The following is a 342-nucleotide window of genomic DNA, read 5'->3' as shown; positions in this document are numbered from 1 at the left end:
AGTTGGATATCGGCATCCAGGCGATGGCGGCAATTCCGGTTGGTGCCGCTGGCGAAGGCATTGGCGAAAGCGATGTCCGCGTCAATTTTGGCGGTGTCACCTTCTTCTCCGGCGACCATCTTTATGCCGACAATACCGGGATTATTCTTTCAGAAGATCCGCTGGATATTGAATGATAAGAAAGGCACCGCAAGGTGCCTTTTTTCTGCGTTACCTGTTGGCCTACACAGTAAAGAAATTACGCGAAAGATGAAGCGTAATCGGACCTCTTCCATGCGACCCAGCAGGGCCTGCAGACGTTCCTGCCAGCCGTTCTGCTGTTCTTTCAGATGGTTGTTCTCA

The 342-nt window shown here is 51.8% G+C and carries 2 protein-coding genes; one reads left to right on the top strand and one right to left on the bottom strand.

The features are described 5' to 3' along the window. Positions 1–2 precede the first annotated feature (2 nt). A complete protein-coding gene (locus SB765_RS28540; protein ID WP_410932346.1) occupies positions 3–176 on the top strand; it encodes a hypothetical protein in 174 nt (57 codons plus the stop codon). Here the strand turns inward: SB765_RS28540 and SB765_RS28535 are convergent. Further along, the coding region (locus SB765_RS28535) for a hypothetical protein (RefSeq protein ID WP_410932345.1) at positions 150–342 on the bottom strand (193 nt) is incomplete at its 5' end. The two genes, SB765_RS28540 and SB765_RS28535, sit on opposite strands and share 27 nt — an antisense overlap.

The organism is Pseudomonas sp. SIMBA_067, assembly GCF_046534675.1.
GTDB lineage: Bacteria > Pseudomonadota > Gammaproteobacteria > Pseudomonadales > Pseudomonadaceae > Aquipseudomonas > Aquipseudomonas putida.
Note: the sequence above shows the minus strand (reverse complement) of the source record. Positions and strands in the feature narration are given on the sequence as shown.